Raw genomic sequence first — 17,331 nt, forward strand, 5'->3', positions numbered from 1 at the left:
TGGGCTGCTGCCCGACGAGCCCATGACGGCCCATCAGAGCCGTTTGTATCGGGCCCTGTTGCCGCGCCGCCACCGCGCCTGAGCTGTCCGGCGTCGACCCCGCCCGGGCCGTCCCCCCGGTCGGCAGGGCGCTCGCAGACGCCGATGGGATGACACGCTGTTTGAGTGATAGTCGTGCCGGACGCTTCAGGCGTCGGCCGGTGCCGCCGATGGATCGAGGTGTCGGGGACGCCTCCGCGTCCTCGCCTCAAGATCGGCAAGGAGAATCATGACTGCTGTCCATCGTCGTGTGCTGAACGTCGCCGTGCCCGGGGCGCTGGCCCTCATCGCCCTGGTCGCACCGGCGCACGCGGCTGCCGCGACCGTTCCTTCGGTTTCCGCCACGCCCAGGGGGTGCGACGCCATCGATTCCTACGCCCCGAACGCCCATGAGGAGCACTCCGTCGCACTCGTCGACGGCCGTGCCTTCGCGGGTGAGTGGGACCCCAAGCTGCGCACGATCGTGTGGCAGGACCTGTCGGACAACCCGGGCTTCCCCGCGCACGCGTGTGACATCACCATCAGCGAGCAGGGTGACAGGGCGTTCGTCAAGACCATCACACGCGGCGGGGCGGTATACGAGACCACCTGTGACGCCGGTGGCATCGACCTGAAGTGCGACAAGCGGTGGACGCAGCTCAAGCCCTCGCACCACTGATCGTGACGTGACGGGAAGTCACCCGGTCTGAGCGACCGCGAGTGCCGCCAGGTCCACGAGGCCCGGCGGCGCTCACGCATGGCCGCGCAAGGTCCAGCCTGCTGTGGGGTGCTCGGCGCACGCTCAGAGCCGGCACACGACTTGCAGGTGGCCTTGATTGGGCGACGGCTGCAGTTGGTAGGCGCGCTCGAAGAAGCGCTGCAGCAAAGGGCTGGGGCGGTGGTAGCAACGGACGGACGACTCCGCTCCCACGAGGGCTCCGGTATCGATGCACGTGGGCATCTTCTCGAGCAGGTAACGGGCGGCCAGCGTCAGACGCGCCGGATCGTCCAACGCGACGAGACGGCGTACCAGTTCGGGCGACCGCACCACGGTGAAGTGCCAAGCCTGGTTGTTGACGCATGACGGAGCGGCCAGAGCGGCATCCAACAGGCTCTCGACCTCCCAGGCCTCCACCGGCTCCTGGGCGAGAGCACGCACGGACCTTCGGGTGCGCAGCACGTGCAGCACGTCAGTGCCGGGGCGCGCCGGAGGGGCCTCGTCCGCGCCGATCGCGCCCGCCCGGCCGTGACCGCTCGGCCCCTGTCGACCCGCATGGTCCCCCTCCCGGCCGGTCGAAGTGGAGGACGGCCCCGGCGCGGACTGGTCCGGCCGGTCACTTCGGGAAGCCAGGCACCCAAGGCGGCCCGGCCGTGGGCCGGTTATCCTGCGCTCTACCGCTGACGAGCAGGAGCAGACAGAGGATGACGGGCGTGGACATGCGCAGGGCCGTCGAGGACTTGACGGAAGAAGCGGAGCGGCTGATCCGCGACCAGGTGTGGGTCCTGACGTCCGCCGAGCGCTACGCCGCGGCCAAGGCGGCGGCCGAGCTGCGCGCCGCCGTGGGCGCCGAGCAGTCCCAGCAGTCCCTGTCACAAGTGGACCGGCTGGCACATCTGAGGGGAGCGCTCGCCGCTGTGGCCATCGCCCTCGCCCACGTCCACGGACGCCTGGCCTGGTTCTTCGGCGCGGCTGCCACCGCGCTCACGCCAGTCCTGCACTGGCGCGCCGTACCGGCCGAGGACGGCCCCACCTTCGGCGCAGTCCCGCCGACCCCCGAGCAGTACACGGAGGCCGAAGAGGCGGTCCGCCGGCTCGAGAGCACCCTCGTCGGCATGGCCCGCATCGGCACCGCCTGACACCGTCCGGCTCGGCCCGAGGAGCCGCCGCGCGGCGACTGCAGCAGACAACCCCCCCCGCGCGCAGCGCGTGCACATGGCCCGTCACATCACCGCCCCACAGGTCCATCGCGGCCATGAGGCGACGACCGGACCGTCTGCTGCTGCGAGCCACGCTTGGGGCACGGGGAAGCCCTGGGCGTGCGCGCACAGGGCTTTTCCCGCGAGGGCCCGGTCAATCCCTTCGGTACTGTCCGCCGCATCGGGAGGTGCACTGTGCTCAGCCTCGGACACCCCGCTCAGCAGCGCTGAATGGGGCGTTCTGGCGCACTGGATGTCGCACATGCCGTCGAGTTGCTTGAAAGGAGGCTGTCGATGTCGAGCACGTGAACGACTCGTCGCTGCTGAACAGGGATTTGGCCATCAGGTGTGCGCCGACCTCTTGTACGGTGCCGTGCCGACGGGCACCGGCCACGAAGCGGCAGGCCGCGCACGTGGACGTCTACCAGCGCACACCACCATGGGTCCTGCCGTCACCGTGCCGGAGTTCCCCAACCTGTATCTGCTGCTGGGCTGTCCAGACGGCGCCCGCGCCTCGCTGGATCCTCCCTCGCCAACCGGGGCCCGATCAGCGTCAGAATCGCGGGGACCAGCAGCCGCGCGTAGAGGGCGGACATCACCAGCATCCCGGCCGTCGCCGTCTCAAGGCCCACCGGGGGTTGAGGGGTTCACGGTCATCCCGAGACGCTGGACGATTTAGCGGAGCATCGGATGGCTCATGCACCACCGCCGACTCGCCCACGACTACGAAACCCACCCCCACCGGTCCGAAGCCATGATCCACCTCGCAGTACCGGCGTGCAGCCGGCCTCGGCCAGGTGTGCGGCGGCGCTGGCCGCGAGGGCGGCGTCGTACTCGATGCTGATGACGTTCCCGGCGGCGAGCCGGTGGCACAGCAGGGCGGTCGAGTAGCCGGTGCCGGTGCCGGTGCCCACCTCCAGGACCTTCAGGCCGGGCCGCAGCTCTGCCACCTGGGCGGTGCGGACCACCAGGGAGGGCAGGGTGGCCCGGGAGGTGGGAATTCCGGTAACCGGGCGGGCCATGTCGGCGGCGTCCTGGCCCTCGACTTGGGTGACCCACGTCTGGTCGCGGTAAGCCATCCGCAGCCAGTCCTCCTCCCCGGCCTGCGCCCGGTGGGCCGGTTCCCATGGGCTGCCGGCGGGGCGAGAGACCGGGGAGCCCAGCAACAGCTCGCGGGGGACGGCGGCGACGGCGTCTCGCCACCCGGCGTCCAGGGCCGGGTCGGCAGCGGCGATCTGGTCGGCCAGCGCGCGGCGCAGTGAAGTGGGGTCAGCGGGGGCGCCAGGGGTGGTTGACGTAGTGCGCGCTGGGCGGGGAGGGGAGGATGCCGCCGAGCCCGTACCGGGCCTCGTTCACGCACCAGCGGGCATCCTGCTCGGCCAGGCCGGTAGGAGCCGTGTAGAGGTGTGGGCGGCACCAGTACACCGAACGCACCCGCTGGAGATCCACCACGCGAGAGCGCGTCCATGCGCTTCCGCGCATCCCGTCCTCGTCCAGGCGGGCCGCAACGGACAACTCCCCGGGGGAATCACCGGGATCCAGGCGTACCACCGGGATCCGCCGCCGGTTCAGCTCACCGGTGACCGCATCGGCGGTCGCGTCGTCTGCCTGTGAGACGGCCAGGACAGCGGCGGCCGACGTCAATCCGTGTCGCCTTCCTGGTCACTGCCCTCATCAGTGTTGTCGTCCAGGCTGGTCCTGGTGGAGGTCTCCTTGCTCGTCTCGGTCCTTTTGTGCCTGGCTGTGCGAGGTAGGTCCCGGCCGTCCGGGCCGATGAAGCGCCCGGTCTGGGTCTCAGGAGCAAGGATGATCTCGGCAGCAGGGAGAGCGGCCGTGTCGGGATAGGGCCGCATGTGCGTTACACCCCAGGGCACTGCTGTGTCGCGCACTACTGCCTCCAGTCGCTGCCGGATCGGCGCGCAGTGTGCCGCCTTGCACCGCACCGGTAGAGCACATTCAGGCACTGCTGGATCGCCCGTGGCCACCCGCGACGCACCGCGCCCGGTGCTGGAGCCGCTCAAGGCGGTCACGGCACTGGGCGCAGAGGATTTGGTCGAGGTGGCAGCGCATGGCATTGCCTGGGAAGTCTGGTGGCTCCGAACTGGCTCATCGCCATTGCCACGCTGCTCGGCTCTGCCGCCGCCTTGATCACAGCCATCCGCGGGTAGGCGGCTAGCGCTTCACCCGCCCCCGGATCGCGAGGGCTCCGAGGCCCAGCAGAATCGGCTCGGAGAAACGGGACGCCATCTCGATGTACTCGCCGGCCGTAGTCAAATCCTGGCCGCTGGACCGGAACACGACCGAGTTGAGCGTGACCTTGAGCGCCTGTTCGAAGCGCTTTGTCGTGAACCGGTCTCCGCTTGGGTTCTCCGGATCGCCCTTGTCGATCTCGAAGGTGACCTTCCCGCCGCCCGGCGGCACGGTGCCGGTGGCTTCCTGCTTGGGGGAATTCTGCGGCAGCCCGAGGCCCATCATCAGCAGGATCGTCGTCAGCATCGCCACGGCGAGCCACCCCAGCGCCCGCGAGGCGCGCAGACCGTAGCCGGACAACAACCAGTAAGCCGTTAGGACGGCTTGTTCCGAGCAGGGGGACCCTTGGAATTGACGACGCGCGCTCATTCGGCGGGGATTTATTGAACGCGATCGTGTGGGTCGATCAAGGCGGCGCATCTCCATTTCGCCATAGTAGAAGTCCGCCGCTCCGGGCTCATTCTTGGCATCCTCCAAGGCCTTGCGTAATTGTCGGTAGTTTCCGGCTAGCGCTTTGGGCCAAGGCAGGGTCGGTACAAGGTCAGGTGGTGTGGGCGGCCGCCATCTGTATCGCAACACGCCTCTCTGGGACCGCAATGATGCCTCTTCGGCCAGTATGCGCCGTCTGGTGAAAGGGCTAGGAGTCGTGCGGAAGATGCACCCCCCTTCAAGCCTGATTTGATCCAGATGGATCGCGCCGGTGAACCAGCATTCGGAAAGGTCTACGTCTGTCAGGGATAGAAGTGCGCAGTCGACACCTCTCACGTTTGATACCTTTACGCCGTCGGCCATGTGGCGTGAATGTGGCGTGAAGAAGCCCTCTCTCCCGGTGACGGCGAGCGGGGAAGTCAGTACACAATCGCTCAAGTCGACGGTCGTGCGCATCAGTCGCAATGTGGCGGGCGCTTCCCATGTCGTTCGGTGACACATGAGCGACCCCGCCGCAATGTCCATGGTGACGGCAATAGCGAAATTTGCTCTCGACAGGTCGAGTTTCCCGTGACAGGTAACGTGATCTATCGCGTGTACACCCTCGAACCGGGCTCCTGTGAATATGGCATCCGATTTGAAGAGTAGATTCCTGAAGGAGGCCGGCGTATGGAATTGGGCAGCCGTAAAATCTGCATCGCCTTCAAACGTGGCCAATTCGAACGATGTGTCACTTGCGAAGATGGACGAAGTGAAGTCGACTGACCCAAACTTGGCGCCCATGAAGTTGACGCCGAAATGGAGATTGCGATCGGCGAAGGATGTATTGTCGTCGAATTGGGCACTTCTGAAATCAAGACTTGCTACGTCGGCCCAATCCAGTATGTCCAAAAGTTCTAGCAGTGAATTCCGAGTGAAGTGAGTTCTTGAGTAATTCAGGTGCCCTACGTTGCGTGCTCGTGATCTGACGTCTGCGGAAGCATGTTCCCAGCACGGAGGGCCCGAAGGGGAATCACCTGTCGCAGGGATCACCACATCAAGTGACGCGGCCAAGCAGCCGAGGGGATCGGCGTCCGGATCGGCGCCGTGCCCACAACGGGGCCACCGCGTGTGACTGTCAGTCGACGCACTCATGGCGATACAGCTACCTCATTAGCTGCTTCCGAGCAGGAAGTTGAGGAAACTCGTTGCACCTGACTGCCCACGCCATCGCTGCCTGGCAGCGCGGCTTTACAATCTTCCCGTGCAACCCGCCGGGGACCCGCTGCCCGCAGTCCGGCGACGTCATCGACAAGCAGCCGCACCTCGTGCAAAAGGACAAGCCCTACAAGATCCGGTGGGGCGAGTGGGCGACGCGCGACCTCAACCGCATGGGTTCCCCGTGCGGGGTGCCGGTCTTCACGTTGGCGTAGGTGCCCTCCGCGTTCACGCTGACCGCGGGCACTTGGGTCTTCAGACCTTCACCCAGTAGGCATCGCGGTCCACGACCCGTTCGTACCAGGTCCGCGGGCTGTGCGACCGGTGCGCGGTAGAAGACCACGTCACCATGCTGTTCGCCGGCGTGCCCGAGGACAACGGCCCCTACGCCCACATGCGCGCGGCCTTGGCCGAGTGCCCCGAGCCGCGCAGGGTCCTGAACTGGCTGTGCAGCTCCCGCTCGGCCCGCCTGCTGGCCGACCTGATCGCCACCGGCCGCCAGCTCACGCACGAGGACCTGGATGCCACCGCCACAAGCCGCTCCGCCGCGATGACCGCGGAATACCTGCGCGGCCTCCTCATGGCCTACCAAGTACTCCCCGAGCGCGACGAACCGACCGCCCGTATTACCCGCCACCTCGATCCGGTCACCGCCCGCCACCCCGAGCACGCGGTACTGCTGCGCGCTTACGTCCGCTGGTCCTTGCTGACCCGGGCCCGGCGCCACCAGCGTCTGCGCGGCGGCGGGGCCACGCACCGCATCCACTGGGCCTACACCCGCATCAACCTCGCCGCACGCTTCCTGACAGCGATGACGGCCCGCGGGCTGACGCTCGCCGAGGTCACTCAGCATTACGTCGACGACTGGCTCGTCGGCGGCCGCCCCAGACCCGCTACGACGTACGCGGCTCTCTCGTCTGGGCCCACCGCCGCCACCACGCCAAAGGCCCTGCACGTCCCGCACCGCCCCAAGGCCGATCCCGTGGGGCTGGAGGAAGATTCACACTGGGACCTGCTGCACCAGTGCCTGACCGACGCCACCCTCCCGCTCGAGGTCCGGACCGCGGGCGCGATCCTCCTGCTGTTCGGCCAGGACCTCACCCGCATCACCGCGCTGACCACCACCGCCCTGACCACCGTGGACAACACCTTCTTCCTCACCCTCGACCACGCCCCCATCCCCCTGCCCGTCTACCTCGGCCACCTCTTGGCCCATCTCGCCAGGCGTGCCGCGTCCACCGGCTGGGCCGCCAACACCCCAGCCGACTGGCTCTTTCCCGGCCACCTGCCTGGCGCCCACCTCTCCGCCATCGCCGTGAGCCACCGCCTGACCGCCCCCCCCCACATCCCCAGCCGCCCCGCCCGCACCACCGCACTGATCACCCTCTCCCAGGACCTCCCCCCGGCGGGTGCGGTCGCGGATGTACTCGCGTTCCATGCCGGACATCGCGGGCGAGCACGGTGAACACGATGCCGGAGGGGTCGTGTGAGCCCTTCAGTTCCCTGGTACGGTGAGGTACTCCAGGCCGACGTCGCTCGTCTTCAGCTCTTCGGCGGGCATGGCCAGTCCGATGCCGCGGCCGAGGCGCTTGTGCTCGTGCACGACGAGGGCGACGGCGACGTCGGAGGAGCGGATCTTCCCGGCGAGCCTGACGGCGGCCTCCAGCTCCGGGCGCCGGGCGGCGCGGGTGGAGATCTTCACCGAGAAGACCCCGGTCGCCTCGGTCTGTGCGAGCGAGTCGAGCTGGGCGTCCAGGGACTGCCGGGCGGTGGAGGCCTGGGCGTAGCCCAGGCGGACGTGTCCGACCGGTGCGGCGCCGGCGTTCACCGGCCGGGGCAGCTCGGTCCACGACGACCCTGGCTTCCGCGCCGCGGGGGTCGGGACGCTCAAGACCTTGACGAGTTGGGGCACGAGGCGGAAGCGGGCGGTGTGGCACGGGACGGCCACCTTGCGACGTTTCGAGACCTGCACCATTTCGTTGACGCGGTGCTCATCGCTTCGGGTGTTGAGCCGCGCAAGGTTCAGGCGCGCATGAGGCATGCGCCTGTCGGAGACGCTGGACACCTACGGTTATCTGGACTGGGTAAACGCTCCGGCTTCGTTCGAGGAGCTGTACGGCATGCCGGCGCCGCCCGGCCTCCCGGGTGCTGCCCTGGTGCCTGGGGCTGAGCGGAGGGGCGGCGCCGACATGGCTGAGTGCTGTCGCCGTCTTCGTCATGTGCACGTGGTGTGCACGGGCGTGGGAGAAGCCCTGGGTAGGCGCAGTTCACAGGGCTTCCCCGCGGAGGCCCCGTCAGTCCCTTCGGTACTGCGCGGGTGACGCCTTCGTGGCGTCGTCCTCGTACGATCCGGTCTTGCCCCGGTCCACGTGGAAGGTGGTGAGCGTGGAGACGGGGGAGTTCGGGTCGCGGCGGTCGCCGATCACGCGCATGTGCGCGCTGAACCGCTCCGGGGTCACCTCGTACACGTCGTAGCCGTACCGGTTGCCCTCGAAGTACTTCAGGTGCGGGTTGGCCTTGCCCATCAGGGGGCCGTTCTTGGCGTTCCACTCCGGGGAGTACGCGCCCGAGGTCACCGAGTGCGCCGTGAACTCCGTGCCCACCAACGGGGAGTCGGGGGTGTCGAAGTCGGTGCGGATGTCGTCGACGAACGCCGAGTGCCAGTCGCCGGTGACGACCACCAGGTCCTCCAGGCCGCTCGCGTGCACGTGCCCGAGGACCTCCTTGCGCTCGGCGAGGAAGCCGTCCCACTGGTCGGTGAACATGTAGGAGCCGCCCGGCCGGCCGCGCAACTGGCTCAGCATGATCGAGTTGGCCCAGACGTGCCAGGAGTCCGGGGCCCGGTCGACGGTCTTCTTGAGCCACGCCTTCTGCTCGGCCCCGAGGATCGTGCCGTCGGGCAGGTTCTGCGCGGAGCGGTGCGAACGCAGGTCGAGGACGGTGAGTTCGAGCAGGTCGCCCCAGCGCCGGACGCGGTGGATCTCCGGGTCCGGCAGCGCCGACCCGCCGAACGAGTCGCGGTGCGGCATGTGCTCGAACCACGCCTGGTACGCGGCGGCGCGGCGCTTCATGAACGGCGCGCCGCCGCCGGTGCCGCTGTAGTCGTTGACGACCTCGTGGTCGTCCCACGTCAGGAACCACGGGTGCGCGGCGTGCGCCGCGCGCAGCGACGCGTCGCCCTTGTAGAGGGCGTGCCGCTTGCGGTAGTCGGCGAGCGTGAGGATCTCCGGGCCGTCGTGGTCCCGTACGTGCGCCTCGGGGACGCCGCCGACCTGCCCGTGCTCGTAGATGTAGTCGCCGAGGTGCACGACGAAGTCGACGTCCTCGCGGGCGATGCCCCGGTGGGCGGCGTAGTAACCGTCGTGGAAGGCCTGGCAGTTGGCGGCGGCGAAGGTCACCTTGGCGACCTTGCCGCGCGGCGCGGTCCGCGTCCGGCCCACGCGGCTGGTGCGGCCCAGCGCCGTGAACGCGTACCAGTAGGTGCGGCCCGGCGCCAGCCCGTCCACCGGCACGTGCACGCTGTGCCCGAGCGTGGCCGACGCCGGGGCCGTGCCCCGGGCGACGACGCGGCGCAGGCCGGCGTCCTTGGCGACGACCCACGCGACCTCGACGACCTCGGGCAGGTCCTGCTCGGCGGCCAGCGGCTCGGGCGCGAGCCTGGTCCACAGCACCACCGAGTGCGGCTGCGGGTCGCCGGAGGCCACGCCGAGCGTGAACGGCGCCCGGTCGTACACGGCACCCAGCTTCTCGGCGGCCTCCCGGGCCTGCGCGGGGCTGAGGCCGGTGGCGAGCGGCCAGGCCAGGTTCAGGGCGCCCGCGGCCGCGGCGGCCTTCAGCAGGTCACGGCGGTTGACGGTCATCGGTGGCCTCCGGCGGCGCTCAGGGTGAGGGAGACGGCGTCGGCGTAGCCGTCGTTGGAGGTGCCGCCGCCGCTGCGCGTGAACACCAGCAGGACCCGCGCCGAGCGCGCGCCCGGCGGTACGAGGGCCTCCGCCTCGCACCGCACCAGACCGGTACGCCCACCGCGCTCGGCGGCGCTCACCGGGCCGAGCACGCTCAGGGCCACCGGCGTGCCCTGGTCGTCCCGGAACTCCACGGAGAGCCGGGCGCCGTCCTCCTGCCCGGCGTAGCCGCCGAGCCACGCGGTCACCGCGTAGCGCACCCGCCCCGCGTCGACGGCGCGCCGCCCGGCCGGGCCGGACCAGGGCAGGGGTATGTCCTGCGACAGTGCCGTGCGGGGGCTGTTCCCGCCCGAGAAGAAGCGGCTCCCGCGCCGCTCGGGACCGGGGTCGGACGCGGTCGGATAGCCGCCGCCCAGGCTGTACGGGACCAGCGCCGGGGCTCCTTGGACGACCTTCCAGCCGCGTACCGCGGTGACGGGCTCGGCACTGCCGCCGGGCCCGCTCTCCGCGTCGCCGTTGACCACGAGATTCACTCGCGCCTCCTGTGGTGGGGTGACATGGGCGCGGTCAGCCCACCAGCCCCGTGTGAACCAGGAGAAGCGGCATGGCGAATTCTGTTACCGGGGCGGGCCCGCCCGGCGGCGTACCGGCGACGCACGGACCGGCCGGACGGCCCGCGCGCGGCCCCGACGGGCGGCCGGTCGCGTGCGCCCGCGCGCGGCTACGGCCGCGCCCCCCGGTACGTGCGGCCGCCGCGCCGCGGCAGGGCCGCCGGTACGTCGTCGGGGGCCGCGGCCGTCTCCACGGCGAGGCGCAGCTCGGCCCGCACGGTCGCGGACGACAGGTCGAGGCCGAGGGCGCGGCCGCACTCGCCCAGCCAGGTGGTGAGCGTGGTGCGGTGCAGGACCAGCTCGGCGGCGGCCGGCGCGGTCCGGCCCCGGTGCGCAAGCCAGCAGCGCAGCGCTATCCGCAGCCGCTTGTCCAGCGGCTCAAGCAGCGCCGAGGCCCAGCCCCGGGCGTGCTCACGGCCGAGCAGGGCGTCCGGCACCGGCGGGTGGGGCAGCACCGGCACCGCCGCCGTGGCCCGCGCGGGCCCGGCGGGCACCCGCAGGGCGAGCAGCAACTGGGCCTGCACCGTGGGGTGGTCGAGGTCCGCGGCGAGCCGCGCGCCGACGCCCCGCAGCCGGGTCCGGACCGTGCCCTCGGACACGCCGAGGGCCGCGGTGGCGGCCTGCGCCGAGCCCGACCGCAGCCACGCCTCCAGCGTCCGCCGCTGCTCGCCGTCCAGCGGGAGCAGGACGGCCGCCGACCACGCGGCGAGGCGGTCCGGGGGCACCACGTGGAGCAGCCCGTGCGCCGCCAGGCCGTGCGCGGCGGCGATGCGGCCGACGGCGGCCCCGGTGCGCGCGGCCCCCGCCTCCGCCCAGGCGGTGACGAACATGTCCAGCGGGGCGGGGGCCGCCTCGCCACCGACGAGCTGGTGGCGCTCGGTGAGGCGGGCGAGGAGCGGCCGCGTGGGGTGCTGGTCGCCGTCGGCGCCGCGCGGGTCGGGGGCGCCGTGGCAGGCGACGACCGCCAGCTCCGCCCCGTCCAGGCAGACCAGCACGCGCGGCCCGGCACCGGACGCCTCGGTCTGCGTCGCCCGCCACAGCGCCTCGTGCGCGGCGCCCGCGCCGGGCCCGGTGAGCCGGTACACGGTGGCGTGCGTGGCGGACGTCCCGAGCACCTCGGCGGCCGTATCGGCCCGGCCGCGCAGCAGCAGCCGCAGCACGGCCGTGTGCAGCCGCTGCTCGGCGCCCCGCGCCTCCTCGGCCCGCCGGGCCCGTACGCGCAGCAGGTCGACGGCGGTCTGCGCGGTCAGCGTGACCAGGGACGCGGAGGCCGCGGGCCCGGGGGCGAGGACGAGGACCGGGCCGTCGGCCCCGGACACCTGGTGCAGGGACAGGCGGGAGTGCGCCTGCGGCTGGGTCACGGCCCGCAGCCCCGCGGCCCCGGCGCTCCGCGGGGTGCTGTGGCCGGCGCCCGCCAGCGGGTCCACCAGCGCCGCCCGGCCGTCGGCCAGCGCGGTCACGTCGGCGACCAGGGCCGCGCCGGAGCGCGTCGCCGCGCGCGTGAGCCGCCGCACCACCTGGGCGTACTCGGCGGCCGACGGGGTCGCGGACGGCGTGGCGTGGGGGTCGCCGCCCGTGGCGCGCGTCGTCACGGTATCCGGGCGACGCCACCCCAGCCCGCTCGCGCGGTGAGGGTGCCGGTGGTCGCGTCGGGCCGCCAGTTGGGCCAGGACACATAGCCGGGTTCGACCAGCTCAAGACCCTCGAAGAACGCGATCGTCTGCTCCGGCTCGCGGAAGACGTAGGGGATCGCGCCGGAGTTGTTGTACTCCTCCTGCACCTCCCGGTGCTTGTCGTCCGAGGCGGTGGAGTGGCTCAACGACACGTAGCTGCCCGAGGGCAGTCGCGCCACCAGTCGGCGCACCAGGCCCAGGGCGTCCTCCCACTCCACGATGTGGCCGAGGACGTCGTTGATGACCAGGGCCACGGGCCGGGCCAGGTCCAGCGTCCGGCCCGCGCCCTCCAGGACGGCGTCGGTGTCCCGCATGTCCGCGAGTACGTAGTCCATGGCGCCCTCGGGGGTGCTCCTGCCCATCGCCCGCACGTGCAGCAGCACCAGCGGGTCGTGGTCGACGTACACCACCCGGCACTCCGGCGCGATGCGCTGGGCCACCTCGTGGGTGTTGTTGGCGGTGGGCAGTCCGGCGCCCACGTCCAGGAACTGCCGCATCCCGGCCTCCTTGGCCAGCCAGCTCACGGTGCGGACCAGGAAGCCCCGCGACTCCTGGGCGAACGGCTCGATCAAGGGGTACTTGTCGCGGTAGGCGTCCCCGGCGGTCTTGTCGGCCTCGTACCAGTCCTTGCCGCCCAGCCAGTAGTTCCACACGCGGGCGCTGTGGGCGACGGACTTGTCGATCTCGTCCCACCGCGGCGGGAGCCTCATGGGTTCGGTCATGGGAGGGCCAGTACCTCTTTCGACTTGTCGGGGTGCAGGGCGGTGGCGCAGGAGTAGTCGAGGAGCAGGCGGTAGGCCGTCACCGTGTCGGGCGCGTCCCAGACGTCGGCGGTCCCGGCCAGGCCTCCCTCCCGGACCACGTGGTCGGAGATCTCCGGCACCTCCACCCGGAACAGGGTCAGCGTGGGCTTGCCCGTCAGGGCGTGCGGGGGCCCGTCCAGCGGATGCACCTGGAGCGTCACGTCGGGCCGCTCGGCCGCCGCCCGCAACGCCTCCACCTGCCCGGCCATGACGTCCGGCGGCCCCACCCGGGTGTACAGGGCCGCGGCCGACATCACCGCCCAGATGCGGGTCCGCTGCGTGCGCAGCCGCTCCTGGCGCTCCATGAGCAGCTCCGTCCTGCGGTCCCTGGCCGCGGGCGACAGGTCGGGCCGCAGGACGTCGTCCACGGCGCGGGCGTAGGCCGGGGTGCGCAGCAGGGCGGGGACCAGGGCGGGTTCCCAGGTGCGCACGATGCCGGCCGCGGACTCCACGCTCATCAGGTCCAGTTGCCAGGGGTCCATGACGGACCGCCAGGGGTGCCACCAGCCGGGCGCGTTGGCGCTCGCCAGCTTGCCGAGGAAGTCCTCGGTCTCCGCCGCTGCCGCCCCGTACGCCCGCAGCAGCACGGAGACCTGGCCCGCGTCCAGGGACGTCTGCGCCTGCTCGATGCGGCGGACGGTGGCCGGGTGGGCGCCCAGGGCACACGCGGCCTGCTTGAGGGAGAGCCCGGCGGCCTCCCTGAGGACCTTCAGCCGGGTGGCGAGCACGAGGTGCGCGACGGTCCTTCCGGATCGTTCGCGAGCCACACGCGCCCCCTCCTGACACTCCCCGCAACTTGTGGATGCTGCACACCTTGTCGCTTGCAATCCCCGCACGCAACCCGTTGAGTATGTCCCGTACCGGAGCGGCCGGGGAAACCCGGAGCGGGCAGCACGTCGTGCGCACGGGGGAGTCAACGGGGGAGATGACGTGTTGACGCTGGGCACGCTGGCCGGCAGGGCCGAACTTGAGCTCGCCTTCGCCGGAGGTGTGTCCTCCGCTTCGCACGGGGCGGTCAGGGTCGTCCAGGTGGCGACCCTGACCCTGCCCCAACTCCTGGAGGGCGAACCGCAGCGCCGCCTCGCCCCCGGCACCCTCGTCCTTCTCACCGAGGTGCCGTTCCGGCTCCGGGGCCGCGCGGAGGTCGCCCTGGAGACCCTCGTGGAGCAGCTCGCCCTGGACGACTGCGCGGGCCTCGTCGCCCACGTCGCCTCCGGCGACCACCAGCCGTTCCCGCACGGCGTCCGCGCCCTGGCCGCGGCCGTCGGGCTGCCGCTGCTCACCACCACCGCGCCGCTGCGGCAGTGGACCGTCGTACGCCGCGGCCTCCAGGACCGGCGCCTGGCCGTCGTGGAGCGCCAGGCCGCGCAATTGAGCGCCCTGGTCGAGGAGTTGCCCGCGCGGCTCGCCGACCCCGGGGCGATGCAGCGCGTCGCCGACGGCCTCGCGCGCGCCCTGCGGGCCCAGGTCCTCGTCAGCGAACCGGAACGCGTCCTGGCGGCCGCACCCGCCACCGCGGCCGACGCCCTGGCCCGGGCGCTGCCCCGCGGTCCGGGCGAGGGCACCGGGCCGGGCCCCTGGACGCGGATCGTGCCGCTGGGGCTGACGGGGGAGGGGGACGCGCGCCTCGGCCCGCAGGGCGCGGGCCCCCGTGGCGAGCCCGACGCCGTGCATGGGGGCGCCACCTTCGGGCGAGGGGGCTCCACCCTCGATGGAGGGGGCTCCACCTCCGGCGTGGCGGCCTCCACCTCCGGCCAAGGTGGCTCCACCCTCGGCGCAGAGGCCCCCACCTCCGGCCAAGGCGGTTCCACTCCCGGCCGCGAGGACGCCTCCACCCCCGGCCAAGACGTCTCCACCCTCGGCGCAGAGGCCCCCACCTCCGGCCAAGGACGCTCCACCCCCGGCCAAGACGGCGCCGTCCTCGCCGTCACCCGTCCCGCGCCCTCGTTCGACGACGCCGACCTCCGGCTGCTCGACCACGCCGCGCGCCTGCTGGGCCTCCTCGACCAGGCGCGCCGCGAGCACCGGACGGCCACCGACACCGCGTACGCCGTCCGCCGGGCCGCCGTGGAACTGCTCCTGGACGCCGAGGTCGACAAGGCGCGCCGGGTCATGGCCGCGCAGGCCCCGGGCCTGCTGTCGCCGGAGGCGGTCCGCGCCTTCGTCGTCGACGTCCCGGCCACGCACCGGGACGCCGTCCTGCGCCGCTGCGAGACCGCCACGGCGGGCCTCGCCCTGGCCGTCGCCGACCCGCGCGAGGACCGGCGCGTCCTCGTCGTCGAGCCGGTCAGGACCGGCCGGGCCGACGACCGCGTGGCCACCGCGCTGACGCGCCTGGTCGCCGGCCTCGGGTCCGACGCCTCGCTGGGCGGCAGCGGAGTCCACCGGATGGCGATGCTCGCCGACGCCGTGCAGGAGGCCGTCACCGCCCAGCGGTTCGCGCTGCGCCGCCCGGACGCGGTGGCGCTGTCCGCGCAGAGCACGGACCTCATCGACGTGCTTCCGGCGCCCGCCGCGCGGCGCTGGGCGCGCGCGTTCCTCCGGCCCGTGCTGCGGCCCCTGGACCACTGGGAGCTGCTGCGGGAGACGCTGCCCACCGCCCTGGCCTACCCGTACTCCGTCGCCGCGCGGCGGCTGCACGTCCACCGCAACACCGTCAGGCGCCGCGTGGCCCGGGCGGCGGAACTTCTGGAGATGGACTTCTCCACCGTCACGGACCGGATCGCCGTGGGGTTCGCCCTGGACGTGCTCGCTGCCGAGCGGCAGGTGCCCGCCCGGCCGGCCGGGCCGTTCGCCGATCCGGCCCCCACCCTGCACGACCTGCTGACCACGCCCGAGGCCACGGCCTGGGCGGAGAGCCTGCTGTGCGGCGCGCGCGGCGACCACCGGGGCCTGCTGGCCACCGCCACGGCCTGGCTCGCCCACGACGCCCACGTCGAACCGGCCGCCCGGGCCCTCGGTCTCTCCGAGTTCACCGTCCGCTCCCACCTGCGCGCCCTGGAGGCCCACACGGCCCGCGACCTCGGCTCCCTGCGCGGCCTGCGGGACCTCCAGTTCGCGCTGCACATCCTGACCGGCAAGGTCGACATCACGGACCTGCGCGGCGGGCTGTGCGCGACACCGTGACACGAGGGCCGTGGCCCGCCTGGAGTGAGCGACGTCACAGAGAACGGGCTCCCTTCCGCGTGGGGTCAGGGCTCCACCGTGCCTATAACACCCATGTGACACCAGCGCCGAGGCAGTACCTCGGGACACCGGAACGGGGGCGATGTGCGGGACGACGCCCAGCCACGGCTCACGACCCCCGCGGACGAGTCCCCTGAGGCCCCATCGCGGGCCGAACCACCGCGAGAGGTCCGGGACCGCCTCCACGTGCACGGGCACGAGACCTTGCGGAACATGATCCGCTCACAGCGGGTCTACGAGCGGTGCCGGACACAAGGGCGCTTCGTCACTCCCACCCCCGCCGAGCTGGACGCCTTGCGCGGGTCGCCGGAGGACCGCGACGACCTGGCGGGTGACACGCTGCTCAAGGTCCTTGAGCAGGCCGAGCAGCCGTGGACCACCTGGGACGCCCGGAAGGGCGCCTCGCTGGAGACGTACGTCGTCGGAGCCCTGCTCCTGCACTTCCCGCGGGTCTTCTCCTCGTGGCGGAAGGCCCGGAGGCACCGGCAGGAGCTCCGACGGCACCTGGCCGCCGACGCGGGAACCGCGCCCACGCCCGCCGGCACCGGCACGGCCGACCCCGCCCTCACCGTCGTGGCCCGTGACGTGCTGGAGCGGGCGCTGCGGACCGCCGATCCCGACGTACGGGTCATCCTCGTGCTGGTGGCCGCCGGTCACCCGCGGCGCGCCGTCGCCGAGCAACTGGGGATCAGCGAACGGGCGGTGGAGGGACGGCTCCACCGCTTCCGCAAGCAGATCCGCGACAGCGCCCTGGGCCAGGACGTCCGGGACGTCCTGCGGGAGCAGGCGTCGCTCCGCGCCTGACGGGTTCCTCGTCGGGGTGACCGGCCCGCGGACCCATCGCGCCACGAACCTGGCAGGGGCACCAGGCCGAGCCGCTTCGCGGTCGCGCGAGCGCGAGCCTGGTGCCCCTGCCAGAACCGTGGCGGAGGGCACGCGCGGGCCGGTCACCCCGAGGAGGAACCATGGACCAGCTCACGGCACCCGCCGCGCGCCCCCCGCCACCCGCGGGCGCCGTACGCCCAAACCCACGTACGACAGCGGTAACTGACGGCCAGTCAACTTACTGCCCTTCCGAAGCCCCGCCTCACGCAGGCGGGGCTTCGTCGTTTCCCGCCCACTTCCCGACACCTCTCGACCCCGCGCGCGGCCCGCGGGCCCGCGCCCCACGACCTGATCCGGAGGAGAACCCATGGACACCAGGACCACACCGCCCGCCCCGCCCGTCTTCGAACTCCGCGTCGGAGGCCTGCGCCTGACGATCCAGCGCGTGCCGTACCGCCTGCTCACCCTCGCCGCCGCCGTCGGGGGCCCGCTCGCGGGCGCGACCTGGTTCGCGCGGTGA

At 72.2% G+C, this 17,331-nt stretch carries 17 protein-coding genes and 3 pseudogenes; 8 read left to right on the plus strand and 12 right to left on the minus strand.

What is annotated here, in order from left to right:
* The first annotated feature begins 268 nt into the window (after positions 1 to 268).
* A complete protein-coding gene (locus IE330_RS02995; RefSeq protein WP_190134236.1) occupies positions 269 to 697 on the plus strand; it encodes a hypothetical protein in 429 nt (142 codons plus the stop codon).
* A 123-nt stretch (positions 698 to 820) separates the two neighbouring features.
* Here IE330_RS02995 and IE330_RS03000 read toward each other — a convergent pair whose 3' ends face one another.
* Positions 821 to 1,207: a tRNA-dependent cyclodipeptide synthase gene (locus IE330_RS03000; RefSeq protein ID WP_190134237.1), complete on the minus strand. Its 387-nt coding sequence runs from the start codon at positions 1,205 to 1,207 to the stop codon at positions 821 to 823.
* A 233-nt stretch (positions 1,208 to 1,440) separates the two neighbouring features.
* Between IE330_RS03000 and IE330_RS03005 the strand changes: the two genes are divergently transcribed.
* Both IE330_RS03005 and IE330_RS38685 read left to right on the plus strand, forming a co-directional pair.
* A complete protein-coding gene (locus IE330_RS03005; protein ID WP_190134238.1) occupies positions 1,441 to 1,875 on the plus strand; it encodes a hypothetical protein in 435 nt (144 codons plus the stop codon).
* Between the two features lie 691 nt (positions 1,876 to 2,566).
* Positions 2,567 to 2,779 (plus strand): annotated as a pseudogene (locus IE330_RS38685) (hypothetical protein); the annotation flags it as partial.
* On the opposite strand, the pseudogene IE330_RS38690 reads toward IE330_RS38685, so the two are convergent.
* From IE330_RS38690 to IE330_RS39965, 5 genes and pseudogenes are all read right to left on the minus strand, one after another.
* Positions 2,727 to 3,014, minus strand: a pseudogene (locus tag IE330_RS38690) (ATP-grasp peptide maturase system methyltransferase); the annotation flags it as partial. The pseudogenes IE330_RS38685 and IE330_RS38690 sit on opposite strands and share 53 nt — an antisense overlap.
* 190 nt (positions 3,015 to 3,204) lie before the next feature.
* Positions 3,205 to 3,579, minus strand: coding sequence for an MvdC/MvdD family ATP grasp protein (locus IE330_RS39960; RefSeq protein ID WP_373314546.1), 375 nt, complete (start codon positions 3,577 to 3,579; stop codon positions 3,205 to 3,207).
* Entirely contained in the window at positions 3,576 to 4,010 is a 435-nt protein-coding gene (tgmA, locus tag IE330_RS39850; RefSeq protein ID WP_190134240.1) for a putative ATP-grasp-modified RiPP, read from the minus strand. Before tgmA ends, IE330_RS39960 begins: the two co-directional genes overlap by 4 nt.
* 97 nt (positions 4,011 to 4,107) lie before the next feature.
* Positions 4,108 to 4,437, minus strand: coding sequence for a hypothetical protein (locus IE330_RS38700; protein WP_229925318.1), 330 nt, complete (start codon positions 4,435 to 4,437; stop codon positions 4,108 to 4,110).
* A 798-nt stretch (positions 4,438 to 5,235) separates the two neighbouring features.
* Positions 5,236 to 5,748: pseudogene (locus IE330_RS39965) on the minus strand (pentapeptide repeat-containing protein); the annotation flags it as partial.
* A 53-nt stretch (positions 5,749 to 5,801) separates the two neighbouring features.
* Between IE330_RS39965 and IE330_RS03030 the strand changes: the two are divergent.
* Together IE330_RS03030 and IE330_RS38705 are read left to right on the plus strand one after the other, a co-directional pair.
* Complete coding sequence (locus IE330_RS03030) at positions 5,802 to 6,026, plus strand: hypothetical protein (protein WP_190134242.1); 225 nt, start codon at positions 5,802 to 5,804, stop codon at positions 6,024 to 6,026.
* A gap of 134 nt (positions 6,027 to 6,160) precedes the next feature.
* On the plus strand, positions 6,161 to 7,276 hold the full coding sequence (locus tag IE330_RS38705) for a hypothetical protein (protein ID WP_229925319.1): 1,116 nt from the start codon (positions 6,161 to 6,163) through the stop codon (positions 7,274 to 7,276).
* 30 nt (positions 7,277 to 7,306) lie between these two features.
* On the opposite strand, the gene IE330_RS03035 is transcribed toward IE330_RS38705, so the two are convergent.
* The 6 genes from IE330_RS03035 to IE330_RS03060 form a co-directional block, all read right to left on the minus strand.
* Positions 7,307 to 7,759, minus strand: a complete 453-nt coding sequence (locus tag IE330_RS03035; protein WP_229925321.1) for a recombinase family protein — start codon at positions 7,757 to 7,759, stop codon at positions 7,307 to 7,309.
* 346 nt (positions 7,760 to 8,105) lie between these two features.
* Positions 8,106 to 9,671 (minus strand): alkaline phosphatase D family protein, encoded by a 1,566-nt coding sequence (locus IE330_RS03040; RefSeq protein WP_190134243.1) that lies wholly within the window; start codon positions 9,669 to 9,671, stop codon positions 8,106 to 8,108.
* Positions 9,668 to 10,246 (minus strand): phosphoesterase, encoded by a 579-nt coding sequence (locus IE330_RS03045; RefSeq protein WP_190134244.1) that lies wholly within the window; start codon positions 10,244 to 10,246, stop codon positions 9,668 to 9,670. The genes IE330_RS03040 and IE330_RS03045 overlap by 4 nt, the downstream gene beginning before the upstream one ends.
* Positions 10,247 to 10,434: 188 nt before the next feature.
* Positions 10,435 to 11,916 carry a helix-turn-helix domain-containing protein gene (locus IE330_RS03050; RefSeq protein WP_229925323.1) on the minus strand — a complete coding sequence of 494 codons (1,482 nt, stop codon included), beginning with the start codon at positions 11,914 to 11,916 and terminating at the stop codon, positions 10,435 to 10,437.
* Positions 11,913 to 12,719 carry an SAM-dependent methyltransferase gene (locus tag IE330_RS03055; protein WP_190134245.1) on the minus strand — a complete coding sequence of 269 codons (807 nt, stop codon included), beginning with the start codon at positions 12,717 to 12,719 and terminating at the stop codon, positions 11,913 to 11,915. The genes IE330_RS03050 and IE330_RS03055 overlap by 4 nt, the downstream gene beginning before the upstream one ends.
* On the minus strand, positions 12,716 to 13,567 hold the full coding sequence (locus IE330_RS03060; RefSeq protein WP_190134246.1) for a helix-turn-helix domain-containing protein: 852 nt from the start codon (positions 13,565 to 13,567) through the stop codon (positions 12,716 to 12,718). Before IE330_RS03060 ends, IE330_RS03055 begins: the two co-directional genes overlap by 4 nt.
* A 163-nt stretch (positions 13,568 to 13,730) precedes the next feature.
* On the opposite strand from IE330_RS03060, the gene IE330_RS03065 reads away from it, so the two are divergent.
* The 3 genes from IE330_RS03065 to IE330_RS03075 all read left to right on the plus strand — a co-directional run bounded on the left by IE330_RS03065 (position 13,731) and on the right by IE330_RS03075 (position 17,331).
* Complete coding sequence (locus IE330_RS03065) at positions 13,731 to 15,926, plus strand: helix-turn-helix domain-containing protein (protein ID WP_229925325.1); 2,196 nt, start codon at positions 13,731 to 13,733, stop codon at positions 15,924 to 15,926.
* Between the two features lie 273 nt (positions 15,927 to 16,199).
* The gene (locus IE330_RS03070; RefSeq protein ID WP_190134247.1) at positions 16,200 to 16,790 is read left to right on the plus strand and encodes an RNA polymerase sigma factor; all 591 of its coding nucleotides are present in this window, start codon (positions 16,200 to 16,202) and stop codon (positions 16,788 to 16,790) included.
* A 388-nt stretch (positions 16,791 to 17,178) separates the two neighbouring features.
* Positions 17,179 to 17,331, plus strand: coding sequence for a hypothetical protein (locus IE330_RS03075; protein ID WP_190134248.1), 153 nt, complete (start codon positions 17,179 to 17,181; stop codon positions 17,329 to 17,331).

The organism is Streptomyces longispororuber, from assembly GCF_014656095.1.
In the GTDB taxonomy this organism is placed as follows: domain Bacteria; phylum Actinomycetota; class Actinomycetes; order Streptomycetales; family Streptomycetaceae; genus Streptomyces; species Streptomyces longispororuber.

Bases quoted from the DNA above. Each gene is read 5' to 3' on its own strand.
- IE330_RS03070 (WP_190134247.1), top strand. From the start codon at position 16,200: ATGATCCGCTCACAGCGGGTCTACGAGCGGTGCCGGACACAAGGGCGC.
- tgmA (WP_190134240.1), bottom strand. From the start codon at position 4,010: ATGCCATGCGCTGCCACCTCGACCAAATCCTCTGCGCCCAGTGCCGTG.
- IE330_RS03005 (WP_190134238.1), top strand. From the start codon at position 1,441: ATGACGGGCGTGGACATGCGCAGGGCCGTCGAGGACTTGACGGAAGAA.
- IE330_RS03075 (WP_190134248.1), top strand. From the start codon at position 17,179: ATGGACACCAGGACCACACCGCCCGCCCCGCCCGTCTTCGAACTCCGC.
- IE330_RS38705 (WP_229925319.1), top strand. From the start codon at position 6,161: ATGCTGTTCGCCGGCGTGCCCGAGGACAACGGCCCCTACGCCCACATG.
- IE330_RS03040 (WP_190134243.1), bottom strand. From the start codon at position 9,671: ATGACCGTCAACCGCCGTGACCTGCTGAAGGCCGCCGCGGCCGCGGGC.
- IE330_RS03055 (WP_190134245.1), bottom strand. From the start codon at position 12,719: ATGACCGAACCCATGAGGCTCCCGCCGCGGTGGGACGAGATCGACAAG.
- IE330_RS02995 (WP_190134236.1), top strand. From the start codon at position 269: ATGACTGCTGTCCATCGTCGTGTGCTGAACGTCGCCGTGCCCGGGGCG.